Origin of the sequence: Chryseobacterium carnipullorum (genome assembly GCF_003815695.1) — a bacterium.
GTDB classification, from domain to species: domain Bacteria; phylum Bacteroidota; class Bacteroidia; order Flavobacteriales; family Weeksellaceae; genus Chryseobacterium; species Chryseobacterium carnipullorum.
Map to the genome: position 1 here is coordinate 3,632,809 of NZ_CP033920.1, position 23,217 is coordinate 3,656,025.

24 protein-coding genes are annotated in these 23,217 nt (G+C 35.7%); 14 read left to right on the forward strand and 10 right to left on the reverse strand.

The genetic code is table 11. From position 1 onward, the window contains the following. Positions 1-113: 113 nt before the first annotated feature. From EG346_RS16355 to gcvP, 13 genes are all read left to right on the forward strand, one after another. Positions 114-545 (forward strand): VOC family protein, encoded by a 432-nt coding sequence (locus tag EG346_RS16355; RefSeq protein WP_123880093.1) that lies wholly within the window; start codon positions 114-116, stop codon positions 543-545. Between the two features lie 75 nt (positions 546-620). Continuing rightward, positions 621-1,034: an SRPBCC family protein gene (locus EG346_RS16360; RefSeq protein ID WP_073332693.1), complete on the forward strand. Its 414-nt coding sequence runs from the start codon at positions 621-623 to the stop codon at positions 1,032-1,034. A 35-nt stretch (positions 1,035-1,069) separates the two neighbouring features. Continuing rightward, positions 1,070-1,309 (forward strand): helix-hairpin-helix domain-containing protein, encoded by a 240-nt coding sequence (locus tag EG346_RS16365; protein WP_073332690.1) that lies wholly within the window; start codon positions 1,070-1,072, stop codon positions 1,307-1,309. A gap of 90 nt (positions 1,310-1,399) precedes the next feature. Beyond that, complete coding sequence (locus EG346_RS16370) at positions 1,400-2,269, forward strand: VOC family protein (protein ID WP_228425992.1); 870 nt, start codon at positions 1,400-1,402, stop codon at positions 2,267-2,269. Between the two features lie 332 nt (positions 2,270-2,601). Beyond that, positions 2,602-3,030, forward strand: a complete 429-nt coding sequence (locus EG346_RS16375; RefSeq protein WP_123880095.1) for an SRPBCC family protein — start codon at positions 2,602-2,604, stop codon at positions 3,028-3,030. A gap of 34 nt (positions 3,031-3,064) precedes the next feature. Next, positions 3,065-3,508: an SRPBCC family protein gene (locus tag EG346_RS16380; protein WP_123880097.1), complete on the forward strand. Its 444-nt coding sequence runs from the start codon at positions 3,065-3,067 to the stop codon at positions 3,506-3,508. A 113-nt stretch (positions 3,509-3,621) separates the two neighbouring features. Beyond that, positions 3,622-4,080, forward strand: a complete 459-nt coding sequence (locus EG346_RS16385) for a DoxX family protein (RefSeq protein ID WP_073332682.1) — start codon at positions 3,622-3,624, stop codon at positions 4,078-4,080. Between the two features lie 217 nt (positions 4,081-4,297). After that, positions 4,298-6,304, forward strand: coding sequence for a S9 family peptidase (locus tag EG346_RS16390; RefSeq protein WP_123880099.1), 2,007 nt, complete (start codon positions 4,298-4,300; stop codon positions 6,302-6,304). A gap of 300 nt (positions 6,305-6,604) precedes the next feature. After that, a complete protein-coding gene (locus EG346_RS16395; RefSeq protein WP_034707508.1) occupies positions 6,605-7,183 on the forward strand; it encodes an RNA polymerase sigma factor in 579 nt (192 codons plus the stop codon). Positions 7,184-7,196: 13 nt separating this feature from the next. Next, entirely contained in the window at positions 7,197-7,541 is a 345-nt protein-coding gene (locus tag EG346_RS16400; RefSeq protein WP_073332677.1) for a hypothetical protein, read from the forward strand. A gap of 90 nt (positions 7,542-7,631) precedes the next feature. After that, a complete protein-coding gene (locus EG346_RS16405) occupies positions 7,632-7,889 on the forward strand; it encodes a hypothetical protein (protein ID WP_073332674.1) in 258 nt (85 codons plus the stop codon). A 382-nt stretch (positions 7,890-8,271) separates the two neighbouring features. Continuing rightward, entirely contained in the window at positions 8,272-8,919 is a 648-nt protein-coding gene (locus tag EG346_RS16410) for a J domain-containing protein (protein WP_123880101.1), read from the forward strand. Positions 8,920-9,581: 662 nt separating this feature from the next. Further along, positions 9,582-12,440 (forward strand): aminomethyl-transferring glycine dehydrogenase, encoded by a 2,859-nt coding sequence (gcvP, locus tag EG346_RS16415; RefSeq protein ID WP_123880103.1) that lies wholly within the window; start codon positions 9,582-9,584, stop codon positions 12,438-12,440. Between the two features lie 132 nt (positions 12,441-12,572). Here gcvP and EG346_RS16420 read toward each other — a convergent pair whose 3' ends face one another. The 8 genes from EG346_RS16420 to EG346_RS16455 form a co-directional block, all read right to left on the reverse strand. After that, positions 12,573-13,454, reverse strand: a complete 882-nt coding sequence (locus tag EG346_RS16420; RefSeq protein WP_123880105.1) for a hypothetical protein — start codon at positions 13,452-13,454, stop codon at positions 12,573-12,575. Positions 13,455-13,674: 220 nt separating this feature from the next. Next, positions 13,675-13,824, reverse strand: coding sequence for a hypothetical protein (locus tag EG346_RS16425; protein WP_228425994.1), 150 nt, complete (start codon positions 13,822-13,824; stop codon positions 13,675-13,677). Between the two features lie 379 nt (positions 13,825-14,203). Continuing rightward, entirely contained in the window at positions 14,204-14,611 is a 408-nt protein-coding gene (locus EG346_RS16430; RefSeq protein ID WP_073332656.1) for a helix-turn-helix domain-containing protein, read from the reverse strand. Positions 14,612-14,695: 84 nt separating this feature from the next. After that, a complete protein-coding gene (locus EG346_RS16435; RefSeq protein ID WP_073332654.1) occupies positions 14,696-15,523 on the reverse strand; it encodes a carboxypeptidase-like regulatory domain-containing protein in 828 nt (275 codons plus the stop codon). A 47-nt stretch (positions 15,524-15,570) separates the two neighbouring features. After that, complete coding sequence (locus tag EG346_RS16440; RefSeq protein WP_123880107.1) at positions 15,571-17,031, reverse strand: S41 family peptidase; 1,461 nt, start codon at positions 17,029-17,031, stop codon at positions 15,571-15,573. 189 nt (positions 17,032-17,220) lie between these two features. Beyond that, complete coding sequence (locus EG346_RS16445) at positions 17,221-17,733, reverse strand: hypothetical protein (RefSeq protein WP_123880109.1); 513 nt, start codon at positions 17,731-17,733, stop codon at positions 17,221-17,223. Between the two features lie 710 nt (positions 17,734-18,443). Beyond that, positions 18,444-19,175 (reverse strand): YggS family pyridoxal phosphate-dependent enzyme, encoded by a 732-nt coding sequence (locus EG346_RS16450; RefSeq protein WP_123880111.1) that lies wholly within the window; start codon positions 19,173-19,175, stop codon positions 18,444-18,446. Continuing rightward, positions 19,172-19,894, reverse strand: coding sequence for an AAA family ATPase (locus EG346_RS16455; protein WP_123880113.1), 723 nt, complete (start codon positions 19,892-19,894; stop codon positions 19,172-19,174). Before EG346_RS16455 ends, EG346_RS16450 begins: the two co-directional genes overlap by 4 nt. A 1,186-nt stretch (positions 19,895-21,080) precedes the next feature. Here EG346_RS16455 and EG346_RS16460 point away from each other — a divergent pair. After that, on the forward strand, positions 21,081-21,416 hold the full coding sequence (locus tag EG346_RS16460) for a DMT family transporter (RefSeq protein ID WP_073332639.1): 336 nt from the start codon (positions 21,081-21,083) through the stop codon (positions 21,414-21,416). Between the two features lie 370 nt (positions 21,417-21,786). Here EG346_RS16460 and EG346_RS16465 read toward each other — a convergent pair whose 3' ends face one another. Both EG346_RS16465 and EG346_RS16470 read right to left on the reverse strand, forming a co-directional pair. Continuing rightward, the gene (locus tag EG346_RS16465; protein WP_123880115.1) at positions 21,787-22,410 is read right to left on the reverse strand and encodes a class I SAM-dependent methyltransferase; all 624 of its coding nucleotides are present in this window, start codon (positions 22,408-22,410) and stop codon (positions 21,787-21,789) included. Between the two features lie 71 nt (positions 22,411-22,481). Further along, positions 22,482-23,216, reverse strand: a complete 735-nt coding sequence (locus EG346_RS16470; RefSeq protein WP_073332633.1) for a DNA-formamidopyrimidine glycosylase family protein — start codon at positions 23,214-23,216, stop codon at positions 22,482-22,484. Position 23,217 lies beyond the last annotated feature (1 nt).

The window sequence follows — 23,217 nt, forward strand, 5'->3', positions numbered from 1 at the left end:
GCTGAGTAAAACGCCTTAAGCTTAAAGCCAACATCATTGTAAAGAGTCTTTTGTCTTAGCATTAAAAAAAATAATATAAAAATCATTACTATTAATTTTAAAAATAAAAAATCATGGCTAAATTAAATCCATACCTCAATTTTGACGGGAAAGCAGAAGAAGCTTTCAACTTTTACAAATCTGTTTTCGGAGGAGAATTTGTGGGTGAAATCTACAAAATGGGTAATGCTCCCGGAACTGAAAATTTATCTGAGGAAGAAAAAAACAGAGTAATGCACATCGCACTGCCTGTTGGGAAAGACCTGCTGATGGCTTCGGACATTGTTCCAAGCTTCGGGCAGACCCTTAATGTAGGAAATAACAATTATGTTTCCATTTTCCCCGAGTCTAAAGATGAGGCAGACAGACTTTTCAATGGGCTTTCGGAAGGCGGAAATGTGGAAATGCCTATTGAAGACCAGTTTTGGGGAGATTATTTCGGAAGCTTTCAGGATAAATATGGCGTTCATTGGATGGTGAACTATAACGAAGAATACACAAAATAATCTTATATTTAACTTAATTATAGAGGCGGTTCAAACCCGGACTGCCTTTTTACTTCAACATTAAAAAGCAGAATTATGGATCCTATTAAGATAGATATTACAATTTTATCCCCCGTAGAAAAGGTTTGGAATTATTTTAATGAACCAAAACATATCACGAAATGGAATTTTGCCCATGAAACCTGGGAATGTCCAAGTGCCGAAAATGACTTGAGAGTGGGAGGCAAGCTAAAAACCAGAATGGAAGCAAAAGATAAAAGTTTTGGTTTCGATTTTGAAGCAATTTATGATGAAATTATTCCGAATGCCCACATCAGATATCATTTGGAAGACGGTCGTAAGGTAGAGATCATCTTTGATAAGATCGACGAAAATACCACAAAGGTTACCGAAATTTTCGATCCTGAAAAACAGAATTCCGTGGAAATGCAGAGAGATGGCTGGTATGCTATTCTCAATAATTTTCACAAGTACGTTGAAAATAACTAAAATACTCATTTGCAGCCATGATCAATCTCTTAATAATGGCAAAATGTTTAAGCTCCATTTGTGCTGTTAGCCATGTTGCTCATAGTAATGACTTCCTGTATGGCATTATTGCAATACCAGCGAGAAGGTCTTTGGAGCGGGAAAAAATAGATTCTCTTGAAAAGCTTTCGGATTATTCTGAACAAGAGATCAGGCAACTTCGTGGTTTCGGGAAGAATGCCATGGAAAAACTGAAAAATCATATGAAGGAACATCACGTTTCGTTCAAAAACTAATCATTTTAATGATCATTACTTTTTGTCACTGCGGGCTTTATTGGTCTGCAGTGATTCATAAAACGATATATTTCAACCCTAAAATTTAATATGATGAATAACGATATTTTCCCATGTCTCTGGTTTGATGAAGAATCTAAAGAGGCAGCAGAATTCTATTGCCAGGTGTTTGACGGAAAAATTACGACAGATACTCCTGTAGTCATGAACATTGAACTGTTCGGACAAAAACTGATGTTGCTGAACGGAGGTCCTCATTTTAAAAAAAATGCATCAGTTTCCCTGATGGTAATCTGTGAAACAGAAGATGAGGTGCAGAAATATTGGGATCAACTGATCGATGGTGGAGCGGCCCTCATGGCTCTGGATTCCTATTTCTGGAGTAAAAAGTATGGTTGGGTACAGGACAGATACGGCGTTAACTGGCAGTTGTTTCTGGGAGAAAAGCCTGAATCGCAGAAAATCGTTCCCACCCTCATGTTTATCCATCAGAACAACGGAAAAGCAATGGAAGCCATGGAGTTTTATACCAAAACTTTTCCCAATTCAGGCATTGGAAACATTCTGAAATATGGATACGGTGCAGGAGAACAATCCCCATCGGAACCGGCTGAACATATACAGCACGGTCATTTTATCATAGACGGCTACAGCTTTTTCTGTATGGATAACTCTTATGATCATCAATTTGATTTCAATGAAGGCGTTTCTATTGTGGTGATGACCGATGATCAGCAGCAGACCGATCACTTTTGGAACACCCTTATTTCAGATGGCGGAAGAGAAAGCATGTGCGGCTGGTTGAAAGACAGATACGGACTGAGCTGGCAGATTGTTCCCAAAAGGCTCATCCAGTTAATGAACGATTCCGATCAGTCAAAAGCACAGAAAGTAGTTCAGGCAATGATGAAGATGCAGAAAATTGGGATAGAAGAATTGGAAAACGCTTATAATTCTTAAAGTCAATAGGCTGAAAGAGGAATGAAAAATTCAGCTTTCAGTTCTTTTTCTTTTTTAAGTTTTGGTTTTCGGCTTGCTGTTTGATGGAGTTTAGGGAAAAGATTTGCTTATGACTCCCAGAAAAGGTCACAATCCAAATCAAAGTTCCTAAAGAGGGTGAATTAGAAGTTAGATATTATAAGTTATGGGTTATGGGTTATGAGTGAAAATAATTAATAGTAGTACTTTTCACATCTATCTATTATCTATCAATCTATTATCTATCAGTCTATTATCTATCAGTCTATCATCTTTTATCTAAAATCCAAATCAAACATCTAAATAAAAAAACAATGCAAAAAATATTTTTTGAGATCCAAATCGATGCAGCGCCTGAAAAAGTTTGGGAAGTACTTTGGAGCGATATGACCTACAGACAGTGGACCACTGCATTTACAGAAGGATCCTTTTATCAGGGGACTTTTGAAGAGGGAAGTACGATGAAGTTTTTTGATCCCAACAATAACGGAATGTACAGTCGTGTAGAAAAGAACAGAGCCCATGAAGAAATGAAATTCCTGCATTTAGGGGAGATTTATAATGGTGTAGAAACAGAACGGAACTGGGGAGAAGCTACAGAAGCTTATATTTTAGAAGAAACAGAAACGGGGACAATTTTAAAAATAGAAATTCAGACCCCTGAAGAATTTAAAGAGTTTTTTGAAGAGAAGTTCCCGACAGCCCTGGGCATTGTGAAAAATCTTTCTGAAAATCAATTGTAAAAAATATATAACACCAACCACAAAAATATAAAATATGGAAACCTTATCGTACGAAATAGTCATCAACGCCTCATTGCAAAGAGTCTGGGACGTTCTGTGGAATTCTGAAACCTATACCGAATGGACTCAGTTTTTCGGTCCCGGATGTGTCATGAAATCCGACTGGAAAGTTGGTGGAAAAACCTACTTCCTGAATGCGCAAGGAGAAGGCATGGTGTCCACCATCGACAGTGTAGATGAGCCAAACCAGATTATCTTTAAACATCTGGGAATGGTAGATAAAGAAGGTCATGAAGATATACACAGCAAAGAAGTGATCGACTGGAGTGGTTCTTTTGAAAAGTATATTCTCATCGATCTGGATGGAAAAACCAAACTTCATACTGAGGTGCAGGTTGAAAAAGAATGGAGAGAACATATGAATATCGGATTTACAAAAGGTTTGGAAGTGGTAAAAACTCTTGCCGAAACCAAATAATCCGTACCTTGCTTTAATAAAATCCAACCTTACGGGCCTCAACAGCTGTAAGGTTTTATAATGATATCATGTAAAGATTCATTATTTTTCTAAACAGTGTAATAAACAACAATATGAAATTATTATCCATCCTTTTCGGGACGTTTATTCTGGCTTTGCTGGTCACTTTTGTAGTGCAGGGAAAACCTAACTTCTTATTTTCAGGGAATCTGGGAATGGCTGTGTTCATTATATTTACAGGTCTTTCGCACTTTAAATTTCAGAAAGGAATGGCAATGATGATTCCCGGCTTTGTTCCCGGTAAAATGTTTTGGGTTTATGCTACGGGAGTTCTTGAAATTGCTGCAGGAATAGGATTGATGATCCCTTCAATACGTGAACTGACCGCGATACTCCTGATTATTTTTTATATCCTGGTTTTTATAGCGAACATCAATTCTTCAAAGAAAAAGATCAATATTTTCAAAGCAGATTATACAGGTCCGGGAATGCAATATCTTTATCGTGAAAGAATTCCAATGCAGATTATTCTGATAGCATGGACTTTGTATTTTGGCCTTTATTTAGTCTGAATTCAAGGTAAAACCTTCCGGTTTTTAAAAGATCTTGAAGTTTGAATAGGGAAGTATTGCCGTCAGAAATTGCCGCCCAGATCTTCCTGCCTTCTTGATTTTGATTTCTATTATTAATTATTTTTATAATTGATGTAACATTTTGAGTTTAAGGATGTCCTATTAGAAGAAGACTTATTTACTAAGTAAACACTTAAACATCAAAATCACATGAGTTATGAATCTTAATACTAAAATTTTTGGTGCGGCTCAAATCGTACTATCAGCCATTATGATCAATGCACAGACTTCAACGGCTAAACTGCCGGGCGACCCTACGCTTCCTTCTTCCAAAGAAACGCTGGATAAATTAATTTCCTATGATAAAGGAAACTTCAAGTACAAAGTAGAAGATTATTTCGCCAGACCGAATGCTTCACAGTTTAAAATTTCTCCGGACGGGCAGTATCTTTCCTATAAAGAAAAAGATAAAGACAAAAAGAATCACGTCTATGTAAAAGAACTGAAAACGGGGAAAATTACAAAAGCTATCGTAGAAAAAGATGACCTTATCGGAAATTACGGATGGCTGGATAAAAAAAGATTATTCTACACACAGGACAAAGGAGGGAATGAGAATACCCATATGTATGCTGTAGATATTGACGGACAAAATCTTAAGGATCTCACTCCTTTTGAGGGAGTAACTTTAAATTACGCTGATATCGTTAAGGATACAGAATTTGTTATCGTTGCACTGAACAAAAATAACAAACAGATTTTCGAGCCTTATAAAATCAATTTCAATACCGGGGAAATGACCCAGCTTTTTGAAAATAAAGACGTTAATAACCCTATCGACGGCTATATTTTTGATAAGAAAGGAAACATGAGAGGATATACCGTTCTGGAAAACGGATTGACTACAAAAACGTATTACAAAGATCTCGATACCGGTAAATTTAATCTGATCAAATCAACAGACTGGAAAAATACCTTCAGCATCATAGGATTAAATGACCATTCCAAAAATAAAGACGAAGCGTATGTAGTGACCAATTTAGACAGTGATAAAGAAAGAATCGTTCTGTATGATCTGAAAAAAAATGCCATTATAAAAGAAGTATACTCCAATCCTGTATATGATGTCAGTTCTATAAGTACTGCCCGTAAAAACAGAAATTATGAGCTGGATTATATAAGCTATAACGGCATTAAAAGTGAGATCATTCCGGTAAGTACATTTTACAAAGAAGTTCACGATAAATTAAAATCTGAATTCAAAGACAAAGAATTTTCTGTTGTTTCTTCTGATGACAATGAAGACAAGCTTTTAGTGGTGGTAGGAAGCGATAGATTGTACGGAACGTATTATGAATATGACACAAAATCTAAACAGATAAAACTTCTCTATAACCTGATGCCGCAGCTGAAAGAAGAAGATATGGCTGAAATGAAGCCGATTGAATTCAAAAGCAGAGACGGCCTTACGATCCGTGGATATATTACGATGCCTAAAGATGCGGTGAATGGGAAGAAAGTTCCGTTAATTGTCAATCCTCACGGGGGTCCGCAGGGGATCAGAGACAATTGGGGATTCAATCCTGAAGACCAGCTTTTTGCCAGCAGAGGATATGCAACGCTGCATGTGAATTTCAGAATTTCCGGTGGTTATGGAAAAGAATTTCAGCAGTCAGGTTACAAACAGATAGGACGTAAAGCCATGGATGATGTGGAAGATGGAGTAAAATACGTGATAGAACAAGGCTGGATTGATCAAAATAAAATTGCCATCTACGGAGGAAGCCATGGTGGCTATGCAACTTTGATGGGACTTATTAAAACCCCGGATTTATATGCTTGCGGGGTAGATTATGTAGGTGTTTCCAATATTTTCACTTTCTTTGAATCTTTCCCGGAATACTGGAAACCTTACAAAGAAATGGTCAAAGAAATATGGTACAATCTGGACGATCCCAAAGAAGCTGAAATTGCTAAAGAAGTATCTCCGGTATTCCATATTGACAAGATCAAGAAACCATTATTTGTAGTTCAGGGAGCAAATGATCCAAGGGTAAATATCAATGAATCAGATCAGATTGTAAAAGCTATGCGTGCTAAAGGAGTTGAGGTTCCTTACCTGGTAAAATACGATGAAGGTCACGGGTTCAGAAAAGAGCCGAGCAGAATAGAACTGTACAAATATATGATGGGATTCTTTGCGGAAAATTTCAACAAGAAATAATATCAATTTTCATCAATAACAGAAACGGGGAGTCTAAGGCTTTCCGTTTTTTTTGAGGAGAAGTTAGAGGGTAGAAATTGGTATGAGGAGATAAGAGATGGAATGCGGGATATTATATTTTAGGCTGAGGCTGAGATGTAATATCAATCGTATGCACTATTTTTTTGATCTTCCGGTTTCTGCCTGCCGACTCTAAAACTTTCTTACTCTCAAACCTGCATCTGGAAACAAAACTTCAACAGTCGAGAATTTTTTTTAAATTTATTAAAGTAAAACCAAAAGGCAGATCGTCATAGCAATATGGAGGTTGTCGAAGAAATAACAATGCCACAGGAGGAGAAAGCAAGTATCATCTCACAAACCGTTTCAAAGTACGGAGGAAAGCTGATGTCTTATATTCGTCCGAAAGTGAAAAACACCGAAGATGCGGAAGATATTCTGCAGGAGGTCTGGTATCAGTTCAGCAGTATTACCAATCTTTCAGAGATTGTAAATGTTGGCGGATGGTTATATAGAGTAACAGCCAATAAAATCACAGATAAGTATCGTAAGAAAAAAACTGAAAATCTTGAAGATTTCGTGTATGAAGATGAAGACGGAAGTTTTTCTATCAAGGATATCTTATTGCTGGATGAAAGTGCAGGTCCGGAAGTGAAAATGTTTCAGGATGAAATTTGGAAAAAATTATTTGAAGCATTAGACGAACTTCCCGAAAAACAAAGACTCGTTTACGTTGAAAATGAATTAAACGATAAAACACTTCAAGAAATAGCCAATGAACAGGGCGAAAATATAAAGACCATTATCAGTAGAAAAAATTATGCGGTGAAGCATCTGAGAAACAGACTGAGAAGGTTATACGAAGATTTAAATAGTTAGTAAAAAGAAAGTTATGAATCATAATAAACACAAAAAAGGCTGGATTCTTTTATTCTTATGTCCGCCACTGATTTTACTGGGCGTTACATGGATCGTCATGTCCCTTTGGAATTGTTTGCTTCCTGATATTTTAGGCGTGAAATCAATCACGTATTGGCAGGCAATGGGAATTTTGATTTTGAGTAAGATCCTATTTGGAGGTTTCCATTTTGGAAAAGGAATGAGAGATTTTAAAGAAAGAAAAATGAGAGAAAGAATGGAAGGACTTTCTCCGGAAGAAAGAGAAAAATTTAAAGAAGTCTGGAGAGAAAAATGTGCAGGCGGATTCTTTAACAGGAACAATAGAACCAACGAATAATTTGAAATTTTTAAGAAGTAGTAAAGTAAAATTAAAATGCATTCGTCTATATAAAAAACAAGAAGTAGTAAAATTTAAAATTTTGAAAAAATGAAAAATTCAGCATTAAAAGGAGCTCTTGGAGCATTAGCCGTTGTGGGGGTAGCGTTAATCGCTAAAAAAGCAATACAAAGAAAAAGATTTATCAAAGGGATCTTTAATGAATACGGAATCAAAGAAAGGTCACCTTTCGGGCTTGCCGATAAGATCAGAGAAATGAATGATGAGCAGTATCAGGAACTGAAGGGGAAATTCAAAAAAGAATTCACTTCAAGATGCTGTAAAAAGAACAATGCCTGCGAAGCGTAAGAAGTAAAATACTCAATTGAAATTGTTAAAATTCCGGCTCGGGAAGCTTTGCTTCCCGAGCCGGAATTTTTTAGGTTGCATTGCTGATGGCTGAGGTTTCCGAAGCCATCAGCAATGCAGCTATTTTCTTTCACCGTTACTGAGTGAAACGTCTTGAGAACTTAAAAAAAGAGGAAGCTTATCAAAGAAACTTTGCGGTCTTCAGTAAAATAACGTAGAGCTACAAATGTTCTCCGTCATTAAATTGTGCCATTTGTGAAAACATTTGGGTCATCCTTGTTAAAAAACAGATCATTTATATTGACAGCCTTATTGTTTTCCTAAAACATTCCCCTAAAGAATAAACCTGAAAAAAAATAATTCCTTATTTTTGCATAGCTCAATGAAAGATTACTACTATTTTCTCGGGATTACACCGGATGCTTCAGAAGAAGACATCAAGAAAGTCTATAGAAAACTGTCTTTAAAATACCATCCCGATAAGAATGACAACGATGATTTCTTTGCGGGACGTTTTCGTGAAATTCAGGAAGCGTATGAAATCTTGAGTGATTCTGAAAGAAGGCGTACCTACGATCAGAATTTAGAAAACCATCAGAAAAGTTTCCGATATAATATTCCGCCTTCTATCAAAACGTTTACGGCGAATAAAATTCATGCAAAAAAAGGGGAGGAGATCATCATTAACTGGCAGACGAGCAATGCCGATGTGGTGAAAGTTTTGCCTTTCGGCTTAGAAAAACCTTTTGGAGAACGGGTTTTTAAGATTACAGAATTTAAGGACGGCAAATTCCAGTTATTGCTTCATGTAACGAATTCTTTACTTCACAAAACAGTTGTTCAGGGAATTACCATTACTGAAGTCTTTGATAACGATGCGGCTCAGTTCAAAAGCAGTGTAGAGGAAATGTTTAAGCCTCAGCCCAGAACCAGAATGAACAGATCCGGACAGCCAAAAATCATGATGCTGATCTGGGGAATTATTATTTTAGCGTCGGCTGTTTATTTTATATTCAGGAATTTCAGCTAGTTTAGGCCAGCTTTTTTCTTCCCGGACACTTTTTACATCGTTTCCCTTTCTTGAACTTTTTACAGCAAGATTTCTTTTCACAATACATATCTTCATTATTAAATGCAAATACAGGAGCTAAAGGCGGTACTTTAAATGGGGTAATCATATTCATGTTGCAAATATATTAATTTAGAATAAATATAATTAATAAAATTTCATAAAACTTACATGGCCTGTTGCTCAGAAGGTTCAGTCCATATTCACCTCTTTATTTTTTAATGGAAAAAAGCTGATTTTGGATTATCCACCTCCCCAAAATAAAGTTAAGTAAGATCTGAAAGCTTAAAATATTGGATGATTAAGTATGACTATAAACTTAGGTTTCAGATTCAGACGGGAGAATGTGAAGATTTTTGTTGATCAAATGTCAGACATAGTCTTTTAAGCTTTCCATATTGTAAAGATAAAATGAATAGGATTGTTGATTTAATAAAATAATAAGCAATCAACTCTGAAACAGGCCGGATTCAATTTTAATCAATAAAAGCATTCTGTTTCATTATTTTTAAAAAGCATAAGAGATTCTGACTATTATTTCAGCAATTTTGAACTGTTGTACAATCGTTTAAAAAAACGTAATTTTACGAATCTTTTTTACGAACAAAATCTAATAAATAAAAATGAATACAGAACAGTTTGTGAGCCGTCACATTTCCCTTAATGAAGCCGATAAACAGGCAATGTTGGAAAGATTGGGCGTTTCAAGTATTGAAGAACTAATTTCTCAGACCATTCCTTCTTCTATCCGATTAGAGAAAGATCTTGAGATCTCGGCACCGCTTTCAGAATACGAAATGCTGAACCATTCGAAAGATTTAGCATCGAAGAATACTGATTATACGAGCTACATTGGTTTTGGATACCACAATACACTTTTGCCATCAGCTATTCAGAGAAATATCTTTGAAAATCCTAGCTGGTATACGGCGTATACTCCTTATCAGGCTGAAATTGCACAGGGAAGACTAGAAGCTCTTCTTAATTTCCAGACGGTAGTATGTGATCTTACAGGATTTGGACTGGCGAATGCCTCTCTTCTGGACGAATCTACAGCGGCTGCGGAAGCGATGCATATGTTCTTTAACAACAGAACGAAAGATCAGAAGAAAGCCAATGCAAACAAATTCTTCGTTTCCGATCTGGTTTTACCTCAGACCGTTTCAGTGTTGAAAACTAAAGCAGAAGGCTTAGAAATCGAAATCGTGGAAGGAGATCACAAGACGCATCAGTTGGACGAGAGCTATTATGGTGTTTTATTACAGTATCCTGGTAAAAACGGTATCGTTTTAGACTATACTGAAGATATTGTAAACTATAAAAAATTAGATTTACAGGTGGTTGTCGCTTGTGATCCAATGGCTTTGGTGAAACTTAAATCTCCTGCTTCCATGGGGGCTGACTGTGCCGTTGGAACTTCTCAGAGATTTGGTATTCCACTAGGATACGGAGGACCTCACGCTGCATTTTTCTCTTGCAGAGAAGACTACAAAAGAGACATTCCGGGAAGAATTATCGGGGTTTCTCAGGATATGTACGGAAAACGTGCATTGAGAATGGCGCTTCAGACCAGAGAACAGCACATTAAAAGAGAAAGAGCAACATCAAACATTTGTACTGCTCAGGTTCTTTTAGCGGTAATGGCAGGAATGTATGCCGTTTATCACGGTCCGAAAGGATTAAACTATATCGCTGATCAGATCCACTTCAAAGCCAACGCTTTGAAAAACGGTCTTAAAGCATTAGGTTACCAGACCGTAGAAGAGCCTATCTTCGATACTGTGAAAATCACGATGAATGAAGATGAGAAAGGAAGATTGATGAGAATGATGCTTGATCACAAACTTAACCTGAACTATTTCACGGAAGGAGTGGTAAGTATTGCAATCAACGAAAGCACAACATTGGAGAAATTAAATTATTTAATGGCTTCTTTCGCTCAGTTCAAAGACAAGCAGACTTTCAAGTTAGAAATAAAAGAAGGATACAGCATTCCTGAGGAGAATTTAAGAAAAGACGAAATTCTTACAGAAAGCGTATTCAACAAATACCATACTGAAACGGAATTGATGCGTTACATCAAACGTTTGGAAAGAAAAGATTTATCATTAACGCATTCAATGATTTCTCTTGGTTCTTGTACCATGAAACTGAATGCTGCTACTCAGATGTTGCCACTTTCATGGGATAACTGGGGAGCTGTTCACCCATTTGTACCGGTGGACCAGGCTGGAGGTTACCAGGAAATGATCAGAGAACTGGAGAAAGATTTAGCTGAAATCACTGGTTTTGCAGGGACTTCTCTTCAGCCTAACTCCGGAGCTCAGGGTGAATATGCAGGATTAATGGTGATCAGAGAATATCACATTTCAAGAGGTGAAGGTCACAGAAATGTCGTATTGATCCCTCAGTCTGCGCACGGAACCAACCCGGCTTCTGCAGCAATGGCAGGAATGAAAATTGTTGTCGTTAAAAATCTTGAAAGCGGAGAAATTGATTTCAAAGACTTGAAAGCTAAAACAGAGCAGAATTCTGCGAATTTATCTTGCGTAATGATCACGTATCCGTCTACTTACGGATTCTTCGATGCGAATATTAAAGAAATTACAAGCTTGATCCACGAGCACGGCGGACAGGTATATATGGACGGTGCCAACATGAACGCTCAGGTAGGATTCACAAGTCCTGGAAACATCGGAGCAGACGTTTGTCACCTGAACTTACACAAAACTTTTGCGATTCCTCACGGAGGCGGAGGTCCGGGAGTAGGTCCGATCTGTGTGGCTAAGCACCTGGTTCCTTTCCTTCCTTCCAATGCGAATATCAGAATTGGTTCCAAAGAAGCGATCGAGGGTATTTCTGCTGCACCTTACGGTTCAGGTCTGATCCTTAATATTTCTTATTCTTACATCAAAATGTTAGGAACAGATGGATTGAAAAAAGCAACAGGACATGCGATTCTGAATGCAAATTACCTGAAAGAAATTTTAGCAGAACATTTCCCGATCTTGTATTCAAACGAGAGTGGAAGAGTTGCTCACGAATGTATCGTAGATTTCCGTCAGTTCAAAACTTTAGGAATTGAAGTAGCTGATGTGGCGAAGAGACTAATGGATTATGGATTCCATGCGCCAACGGTTTCTTTCCCTGTAGCCGGAACATTGATGATCGAGCCTACAGAATCTGAAAGCAAGTCTGAAATCGACCGTTTTGCAGAGGCGTTAATCTCTATCAAAAAAGAGATCGATGAGATTGCTAACGGAGAAGCAGATCAGGCCAACAACGTCCTTAAAAACGCTCCTCACACAGAGCAGTTGGTAATCTCAGATTCCTGGGATAAACCATACAGCAGAGAAAAGGCAGCATATCCGCTAGACTGGGTAAGAGACCACAAATTCTTCGCTTCTGTATCCAGAGTTGATGAAGCTTATGGAGACAGAAACCTGGTTTGTACTTGTGAGCCGATTGAAGCTTATATGTAATTAAAAGTTTTTTAATATAAAATATCCCTTTCAGCAATGAGAGGGATATTTGTTATTACCTTTGGCAATTAAACTTTATGTAATAGAAAAATTATAAATAAATATTAGAAAAAAATATATTTACGTTTTGTATCAATTAATAGTGCTTTTTTCTTTAAAAATAATTCCTTTGCTACAGCTTATAACAACTACGTCAAGATTTGTTCCTATATCATTTATATTTCCGGGAATTAAGTTCCAATATTGTGCACTTTGCCTAATGATAAGTTTAGAAACTGCAATAGCTTCCTGTTCAGTGACAAATCCTTGATAGTTAGGATTATTGATTGTAATAAAGGTTTTATCTGATAAAAGAGTATCCAATTCAGGTATGTTCTTAGCATTCATTAAAAGAGAAGGGTTTCCAAATGCCATTAAGTAGGATGATTTAATATCTATTCCAGTATAAGATACATTAATACCACTTATTGTATCACAATAAACCGTAAAAATAGTCATTTGTAAAAATGAATTATTTTCAAATAGAAGAATTTGAAATAATGGGTTGGTAGCGCTGTGGGGCCAATATTTTTTGGGAATTTGATTGAGATAATTTTGTACGCTTTGTTGAAGTTTTAATTGTATAATTTTTGATTCACTATTAGTGAGGTTATTTGACTTTTTTTGTAATATTTCTTTTGTTTTTGCGATGACATCATAAGGTGGAAAAGGTGCTTTAGGACCATAATCCATATAGATGACATTTGTAATTGATATTACAGAATTGGAATTTATTTGGATGATTTTTTCAATATCATCACTAATAATTTCACCTGTGCTCTTATTTATAGATCGTTTGTCAGAAACTACTACAAGTTTATCAGCAATTGGTATTACACATATTAAAGTTCCACCACATAATTTAAAGTTTTTAAATGATTGGTTTATTGGATTGCTTTTCTTTTTAATGCAATCATCATTATTATTATTATTATTATTAGTGGTAGTTGTAGTAATTTTATGTTCAAAGTTCATGTCTAGTGATTTTTTATTTAATTATTTGCAGCTATTTATGTTTAAATATTTTTTACAAAATAGCTCAGAAATGATTTATACTCATTATGGAAAACCATAGTGAAAATTTTTTTAATTGTTTATCAACAAATTTATATTTTTTTAGGATGGGATTTGTTTTTATAAAGAACACCCGTTTACATTCTAAACGGGTGTTTTTTTTGTTATTTTTGATCTTGTTTTATCTTCTTCGGTAGCTGTAGGCTACAAGAAGTGCAACAGCCATGGCTCCAAAAGTTACCATTGATACTGTTTTAATGGATAGTTCACTGTCTTGTGCTGATGATGTATTTTGAGATTTCTCACATGAAGACAAGAATACTACTGTCATGAAGAGACAGCTAAAGAGTAATTTTTTAATCATAGGTATATTTGTTTGGTTTTTAATGTTTTACGAGCAAAAAATATACCGTACATTCAATGGGAATCAGAATTCTGTATGTAGTAAATAGGAAAATCTTTAAAAGATAGATTTGAAAGGAGTTTTCAGAACAGCCTAGCCATTTCATTCTATTGTCATTGCGAGCGAAGCGAAGCAATCTCATTTTTCTCCACGCAAAGAACCTAAGGATTTTGACTACTCACTGCATGATAATGATCGCAAAGGCGTTCCACTCAGCAAAGATGAGAAAATAAGGTCTATTTCCAAAGCTACCATTATTCACTAAATTTATTTATAATGACAGCTTAATATTATCATCCTTTATTGCTTATTTATGGTTGAGCAATGCTTCAAGTCTGGACATCATATCATCCTTTTCTTTCAGCATTCTTTCGTAAAGAGCAATTTTTTCTTCGTGCAATTGAATGATTTTGTCTATTGGATTAACAGTACATTTGTATTGTTCAGCATAAGCAACTGCGTCATCCTGAAAAGTATTGGCAATAATATTGATAGCCTGTTCTTCGTCAAAATTCTGGAACGCTTCTACAGGGATTTTTAAAACTTCAGATATTTTTTGAAGCAAAGGATCTTCAATCGTTTCTTTTTGTTCGAGTAACGAAATTTTCTTCTGGTTCCAGTCCTCGCCCAAGTCGAAAGCTAAAGCTTCCTGCTTGATTCCTAACATTTCTCTGAATCTCTTTACGTTTCTTCCCTGATGTATTTTCTGTTCCATTTGTGGTTTTTGAAAGCTTTAATTGAAAATTTTGAATAGTAAAGATAAAAAAATGTGTTGAAAAAATAGAATTTAACATCGAAGTTATTTTTCAACTTTTACATCAATATTAATAGCAGGAGAAGCGACTGATGACTTTTCCCAGCTGCCATAGTATTTTCTTTTAAATACCGTTTTAAGTAAAGCTCCGCTAAGAAATATATGTCCTTTAAAAAAATTCATAAATTGTATACTAACAAAAAAATCACTATTTACGTAAATATCATAATCACTTACGTCAAGTGTAAAGGTACCATCTATAATAGAATCTTTTGTAAGAACTGCTGTAACATCCTTATATAAAACAGATTCATTAGGGAGATTATCTTTCTCATTATAAACATTAATCCTTAATTCAACAGGTACATCCGTTTGGAAATCAGCCACATTTAAGTGTATTTTTTGAATTTTCACCTTTCTTTTATTTGAAAATTTAATTGCCAATTCACGGGATTGTTCTTCTTTTTCCTTTTTTCTTTCAGGATATGTTGCAAACAAAATTTTCTTTGACTTAGAATCTACTCCCCAGTGTTTATCTTTAAATCGTTTAGGAGTAATAGTAACTTCTGTAATATCTTTTACTTTTTCTTTTAGAAGAATAATATGGGTACTGCTTTGTAGAAAGCTGTTGATAGGAACTGAAAATTTATCAAAACCTCCAACAGCTACGGTTACATTTAAATCTTTATTTACGGTACTTAAATCAAGTGTATAATTACCTTGTTCATCAGCAATAGTTCCATTTTCTTCAGTATCAATACCAATCCTGGCATAAGGCACAGGACTTCTGTCATATTGCGATAGTACCTTGCCTGTTACGGTTTGGGCATTTAAGAAAGCTCCTAAAAAAATATAAAAAAATAAAAATCTCATAAAAATATACTATTTGCTATTTTATAAATATCTTCTCCGTTTTGGTTTTACTTCCCGTTCAGCACCCCATTCACATACTCCGTCCACTCATACACCGGAATGCTTCTGTCCAAGTAAAAATCAGGCTGCAATCCTTTTGCATCGATCGTAAAATCAGGAATACGCATACTTCTTGAAAGCGAATAGCCTAATTCAAATTCCTTACAAGGCGAAGGAACATAATACATATTGGATACATCCAAAACACCAAAAGTTGTGGTTCCGAATAATTTCACTTTCCTGCTTTGTTTGGCTGCCAGTAAAAACTGTTCGTCGGTACTTCCGTTTCGCTGATTGATGATAATTCCCACATTTTTCGGATAAGGATGAATGGTGTCATATTTTGTAATGCTCACGACGTTGTCATTGAGGTTGACGAATTTTCCCTGCTGTTTTTCCAGGATGTCAAATGAAGCCTTGGCCCATTTTTTATTCTCTTCATTAAACCCGTATTCAGGTTTGTTGATGAAATCAAGCATTCTCTGATTGTTCAGTTTTGTAGATAAATACTCTACACCAACGGTTCTTATTGGTTGGGTATAAATCAAAGGAAGGATACTGTTGTAGCTGGCATCACTTCCTCCGGTTCCGTTTCTGATGTCAATGATCAGGTTTTCAGTGGAGAGGATTTTATCTTTGTTGGCAGCAATCACGCTGTCAATCTTCTTTTTCTGGGAAGCCTGAAAAGATGGGATTCTTAAATAAAAAGTGGTTTCGTTTAATTTTTCGATATACGGTTCATTGGCGCTTATCGACTTAAAGTACTGCGTATATTTGGGGTCATCCTCCATCTTTGGGTATACTCTTGAAAGACTGAAATCTCCGATTTGTAAATGATTTTTCCCGGTCAAGGTGATCTCACTGGATTCCACTCCCGAATGATCACGCATATAATAGACAGAGCTCATTTTGCCACCTGAAGAATTGAGTTTCAGTTTCACCTGTCCTTTTGTCCAGGTTTCTGCGCCGGATTCTATGATGAATCCTACATATTGATCTCCCTTCTTTTTTATTCCAATGGTATAAGGTTCCGTATACCAGATTCCTTCATAGTCGGACGTTTTCTTTTTGTCCAGGTACTTCTTGAAATCCTGTGTTTCTACCGGCAGAGTTTCCCAATTGGCAAATTCGTTGTTTGATTTTTCGGGTGTATTCTGTTTTGGAGATTCCTGTTTCAGAGGTCTGATGGCCACATGACCGGAACGGAAAAAAGTAAGCCATTCATACAAAACAGGAGTGCATTCACTGAATGTTTTAGCTGATTTTACTTTTTCGGATATGGTTTTATTATGGGCTTCGTAAGCCTGATTGCTTTTTTGCTTTAATGCGTATTCAAAACCGGCATCGTTTCCTTCAAACGTTTGTTTTACCCACTCCAGGTTTTTGGTGCAGTCGCAATTCTGGGCATATATTGATGGGGTGGTTAAGGTGAATAAAGACGAAATTAATACGGCTTTTAAATTTTTCATGGTCTTAATTTATATGTAGGACATTCGGAAGGGTTGAAATATTACATTTTTAGCTTTGCAATAAGGGTTTATGGTAATATAATAAGGCACTCCAGATTAGATGAGGCTAAAAATAAATAAATAACCGTTGAAAAGCAATATTTAATTCAACGCCTGATGAAATTAATAATAGAATCACCTTTTTTACAGTTATGACCATTTTGCAGAAAAAGCAACAATGGCAAAATAAATGAGAAGCATTATACAATTGGTTAAAAGGTTGACCAGAAAAAATGGTTTCAGTAATCTCCATCCCTGTTGTTTGGTTTTTAATGAAAGCCAATAAAAAGGAAATTCAATAATTAAGGTTGCAACAAAACTGCATAGAAATCCAATGAAGAAACCTCCAAGTTCATATTCCCCGACTCTTGATTTCATACCCCAAAAATCAGGAAAACCATTTTCAAAAGAAAAATGAGGGGCAATAAAATAGTAACCCAAAAACATAGAAGTGTAGTTCGCAGCAACGATGAGCCACTTTCTGTTGGGAATGTTGAATTTTTCGAGAAGAAACTTACTTTCAAAAGTTCCGATGATAAAGTTGATCCAAATCAAATGCAAAAAACTAAACCATATCATAGGTGAGCCCGCATTGGCTAGGAGGAAGTTGGGAAAGAGTAACAGTAAAAGGAAGAAGTAATTTGGATTAGTAGTTTTCATCATAATTAAAAATGGATAGGTATGAAATTATCCAATTCTATTTTCTAATATAACTTTGCGTTGATTCTTAAATAAAACTACAGATCTTATCTGAATCAACATAGGACTTCGTTTCATATATTTTCTCTAAAATTAATACAATTGCACTCAAAAACAATCCCCAAATCAGCTGTTGATGAAAGGAAAATGGAAAAACTGTAGGGAATAAGTTTGATCTTTATTCTTTCCGCCTGATTTTTTTTGAGAGAAAGAAAATACTGAAACTTGCAGCAATGGTAATGCAGGTCAATAAGAAAGTGGCCTTAATTGTTTCGCTTTCATTGCTTGTTGAAGATTTCGAACAGTCCATTAACAGTAATGAACCGATTAAAATAAAGAACAATATTCCGAATGATTTTCGGAGAGAAATCAGATTATTTTGTTTCATCATCAGAGTGTATTTGTGTCCGGTAAATCTATAAATAAAACTGATATAATCTCTTTTTAATGAGAGGATTAACATTTTTAACGTAAAATTTTAATGATTACATTAAAGAATACTTATTTTTAGAATATAAGCCCATTACTTTTCGAAAAAAAATATAGAAGTAATTAAAAATAAATAAACTAAAACAGATGTTTAATTAAACCTCTTTTAAGATCTGTGGAAAAAAATCCAAACCCAAATAACATAGCATCAACACGCAAACTCTCAAGTCCTCAAACTTCAAAATTCAAACCCCTTCATCCCAATAAAAACTGTCCGGATAAACCCTCGCTCCAAAAACTGCCGTTCCTACTCTCACTATCGTGGCACCCTCTTCAATGGCAGTTTCCAGATCACCGCTCATTCCCATAGATAGTTCCTTCATTTCTACATGGGGAATATTTTGTTTGATGATTTCCTGTTGCAGGTTTTTAAGGAGTCTAAAACAAGGTCGTACTTTCTCTGTTTCTGCACTGAAAAGTCCGATCGTCATCAGTCCTTTGATTTTTAAAGTACTCAGTTCAGATAATTTTCTGGTCAGTTCTGCCGCTTCGTCAGGATATACTCCGAATTTACTTTCCTCGTTGGAGGTATTCACCTGGATCAGAACCTCAATGGTTTTTCTTTCAGCTAAAAGCCGTTGATGAAGTTTTTCCGCCAGATCCATACGGTCCAGAGACTGCACACAAGCCACGTCATATTTTAAAATATCCTTGATTTTATTCGTCTGCAGATGTCCGATAAAATGATTTTCATGCGGAGTCTCTTTCAGTTCCTCATATTTCTCTTTCAGTTCCTGAACTTTATTTTCGGCAATTAATGTCTGTCCGTTTTCTAAAGCGATTTTAATAGATGTTGGAGAAACGGTTTTCGTAGCCAGCAACAATCTGACTTCATCGCGGTTTCTTCCTGCTTTTTCACACGCTTTCTTTATTCTGTCATGGATGACTTCGAGATTGTGGAGGATATCTTCTTTCATGGCTGTGTTGTCATGGTCTGGGATTCCAGTTTTTTGATCAGTGCCGATTTTACGGAGGTAAAAGCATGGTCCTTCGCTTCAGCAAAAGAGATATGATATTGGCGGTCTATCACTCGCAGGTCTTCAGGAAATTGAGACAGGAGATCATCGTAGAAAGTATCCAGAAATTCATCAGAAGGCATTTCATAGCTGATCTTCAGCTGAAAACGTCTCAGCAAAGCGGTGTCAATAATTTCTGCATGGTTGGTGGCGCAAAGGAGAAGTGCATTTTCAGGATAATAATCAATCAATTGGATCAGTGTATTCACCAACCTTCTCATTTCGCCCACATCTTTATCATCGCTTCCTCTGGCTTTCCCGATCTGGTCCAGTTCATCCAGAAAAAGAACAGATCTTTCCCGGGCAGCTTTGTCAAAGATCATTTTAATGTTCTGTGACGTCTCTCCAATACGCGAAGAAACGATATTGCTTAGATTTAAGATCAGGATACTTTTACCTAAAGCATTCGCAATGGCTTTTGCGGTCATGGTTTTCCCACAACCTGACTTTCCCTGCAAAAGGATCTTGTTGTTCACCGGAAGGCCATATTCCTGCAGTTCTTTGACGTACGTGTGTTCTTTAATAAGCTGGGTAAGCTGGTCTCTGTTGTTTTGACCGAGAAATACATCGTTAAGGGTTATTTCCTCTTTATCCTGAATGATGAGATTGTACAGATTCATAGTAAAAACTAAAAAGATTCTTATCACCACAAAGATAAGGCTTTATTGAATGACAGGTGGGGACCTGAAATGGAATAATAGAGTAGGCCAGGATAGAAATGAAAGAAGTGAGAAAGAAATAGGTAAAAGAATATACTTTATCACATTCTAGGGCAGCGTTTCCACGTATTGAACAAGAAAAGCCGAGCAAAAGCTCAGCTTGACTATTTGGATATATAAAATTTGCTATGAAATTTAATTTTTGGATTATGTTTTTGGGCACTTTTACTCCAATGAGTAAAAGTGCAGGATCCGACCCTTCAGATCAAAAACATAAACAATACAATGAATACAGATGTTCTATAGGCTGATGAGCTTTATATAGAACTTAGTTTCTTTGTTCTCTTTTTACTGTCATAAAGTAAGAAGCGAATACTACTACACATGTTGCGATTCCGATGTAAGTTACCATTTTTGTTTTATTTAGTTATTTGTGATTATTTTATCAATTTTCTAATTGCAATATTACAACTTTCAAATCACGTGCCAAAGCAAATAATCATGATGTATATCAGTGTGTTATGTGGTTAAAAGTTTAATTATTGTTAAGTGTTTGTTTACAAAAAATTAATATGTTTTTATGAATTTATTAATATCTTTATTGTCTTATCTGTAAAAAAATAAAAAATCGGCAAAGGTTTGAGCACTTCTATATTGGACTTGATAAAACAAAAAATAAGAAATGCGATGCATACTAATCACTTTTAGCGTTGGTTTTAAATGTCAGATTTTGGAAAGTGAAAGTAATATTATGTTAATAAAACTTATTATTTGAGATCCGATTTTATTCTCATCTTTTTGAAGTGTGACAAAAGAAATGTCATAAAATTGATAATTTTGTCACTTATGTATGAAATAATGACAGGTTTCAAACGGCTACTGTCAGACTTTTTTAAGCCAGTGTAATTTAATTCATTTCAGTAATTTAAAACCGGATGCTTAATTAATTATCACTAAGTATAGATTTATTTTGAACATTTTAATGGGTTAGATTTTATGTGGTGATCGTTCAGGAAAGGATTGAGATATAAACTATTATGAAGTTTATTTTGTAAACAATATGAGGTGATCTCATCGTGATTTTATCAGTTTTTTTTATCATGAAAGGAAGCCATTTTACCTATTTTTGTAAAAAAAACAGACCTTTATGGGACGCAGCTATATCTTTCTTGCTTTAGCGATCATATTTGAGATCATCGCAACAACTTTTCTGAAAAAATCTGAAGAATTTTCAAAACTTTGGCCTTCCTTAGTAACTGTCGTAGGATATGCTGCCGCATTTTACTTTTTAAGCATTACACTGCGACAGATCCCTGTAGGAATAACGTATGCGATATGGTCCGGTGTTGGAATTGTTTTTATAACCCTTATTGGAGTTATTGCTTTTAAGCAGGTTCCGGATCTGCCGGCAATCATAGGAATTGTACTGATCGTGATAGGAGTGATCGTGATTAATGTGTTTTCAAAGATGGGGACACATTAAGCGTTTTTATTTAATGATTGAAAAATTTAAAATAAAAAAAAGACTTCTTTATATTCAGTAGAGATAGGTTTATCCAAATGGTAAAGATCTGTATGATCATCTTGTTGACCCTTGATTAATGACTTTTTCTTAGTTTTTCCCTTTAAAAGGCAATTGATCTCAATTTCTGAAGTTGTAGCTCGCTTCAAAATATAGTCTTTAAAAGATTCTTGTTTATTAAAAACCCGGGCGCGCGGTACCGCTGTCATCCGTGTCTTCGGTTTTCATTTGCCATTTTTTGGGAGACGTATAAAAAACTGCTTTTTTCGTTAGATATTCAGGCGGATCATTAAATCCAGGTTCTTAAATTATTAATAATTCCGCCCTTCTTTTATCCTTTTCGTCCCGTAAATCTTATGACAGATCCGGTTCCATTATGAAAGACACCTTCGCGAAGTTCAATTTCTTTTTCTTCCAGTTCTATGACCTCATAATTCGGGAAGTCTGCTTTAATCTCATCAATTGAAAATAAGGATCCGATATCTTTCGGTCCGCCTACCTTCTCGTTTTTTGTCACATATTCAAGGTGACTTTTACTGAAAGCTTCAAAAATAATCAAACCTCCTTTGCGCAGATATTGGTCCAGAACTTTATGCAGGAATGATTTCATGTCCGCAGGAAAATGAGCGTAAATAAGCGCAATCACATCAAACTGTTCCGTATGGAAATCCAGGGTTTCCAGTTCACCTACCTGATAGTTAATTTTTACTTCATTATTTTTCGCTAGTTGTAGAGCCTTGCTTTTTCCCTCTTCACTGATGTCAAAAGCAGACACTTTCCAGCCAAGCTTTGCAGCAAAAACAGCATTTCTCCCTTCTCCTTCTGCAGGAAAGAGAATCGTTCCGGGATTGAGCTTTTCAATCTGTTCTTTTAAATAATTGTTGGGATCTATGCCGTAGGCAAATTCATCGCTGCTGTATCTTTCATTCCACCGTTCTAGCCAGGTATCGCTCATTTTTTATAGTATTTAAACCAAATTTAAGCATTTCGCGAATTTTAATATTGATTTAAATTCAAATATTTATTTTAATAAAGCTTCTGGTCTTTTTCACAATAAAAACTTCTTCTTTTTCCGAGTCCCGTTTGCTTTTTGACCAGTTTTTCACCACATTTCGGACAAACTGTTTTGGTATGAACGAGCCATTTTTTCTTTAAAATAAATTCACGTTTCCATTCCAAAAAGTCAAAACTGTAATTTCTGGACTCAGCAATCAGTTCCTTTAGTTTTTTTGCAGGTAGATTTCCTACTAAACTTTCAGGCTGTACTCCAATTCTAAACAGCACTTCATTTTTAATAATATTTCCTACACCCGAAAAAATATCCTGATTCATCAACGCATCACAAACCATCATCTCAGGTTTGGATTTCAGTTTCGTTTCTGCTTTTTTGGGATTCCAGAGATCACTCATAATGTCCGCTTCCCAATCTATAGTATGTAGAAATTCCAGATCTACAGACTTTACAGAACAGGTATAAAAGTACAGGCTTCCTTTTTTGAAAAAAAGCGATAAACGTAAGCTTTTGTCAGGCTTCGTCTGTTCGTCAATACCATAAGATCCGAACATCAATAAATGAATACGGATCGCTAACTTATCAAAAACAAGATAGGTCTGTTTTCCGAAAGTACGGATCTCATGAAGGGTTTGGCCAATCAGTGGTTCCTTATCGAATGGAGCATTACCTCCGGCTTCTGTTACGGTTTTTCCGACAAAAGGCAGCAGGTCTTCCTTCATTAAAAGTATGGATGGTCCTTCAGGCATG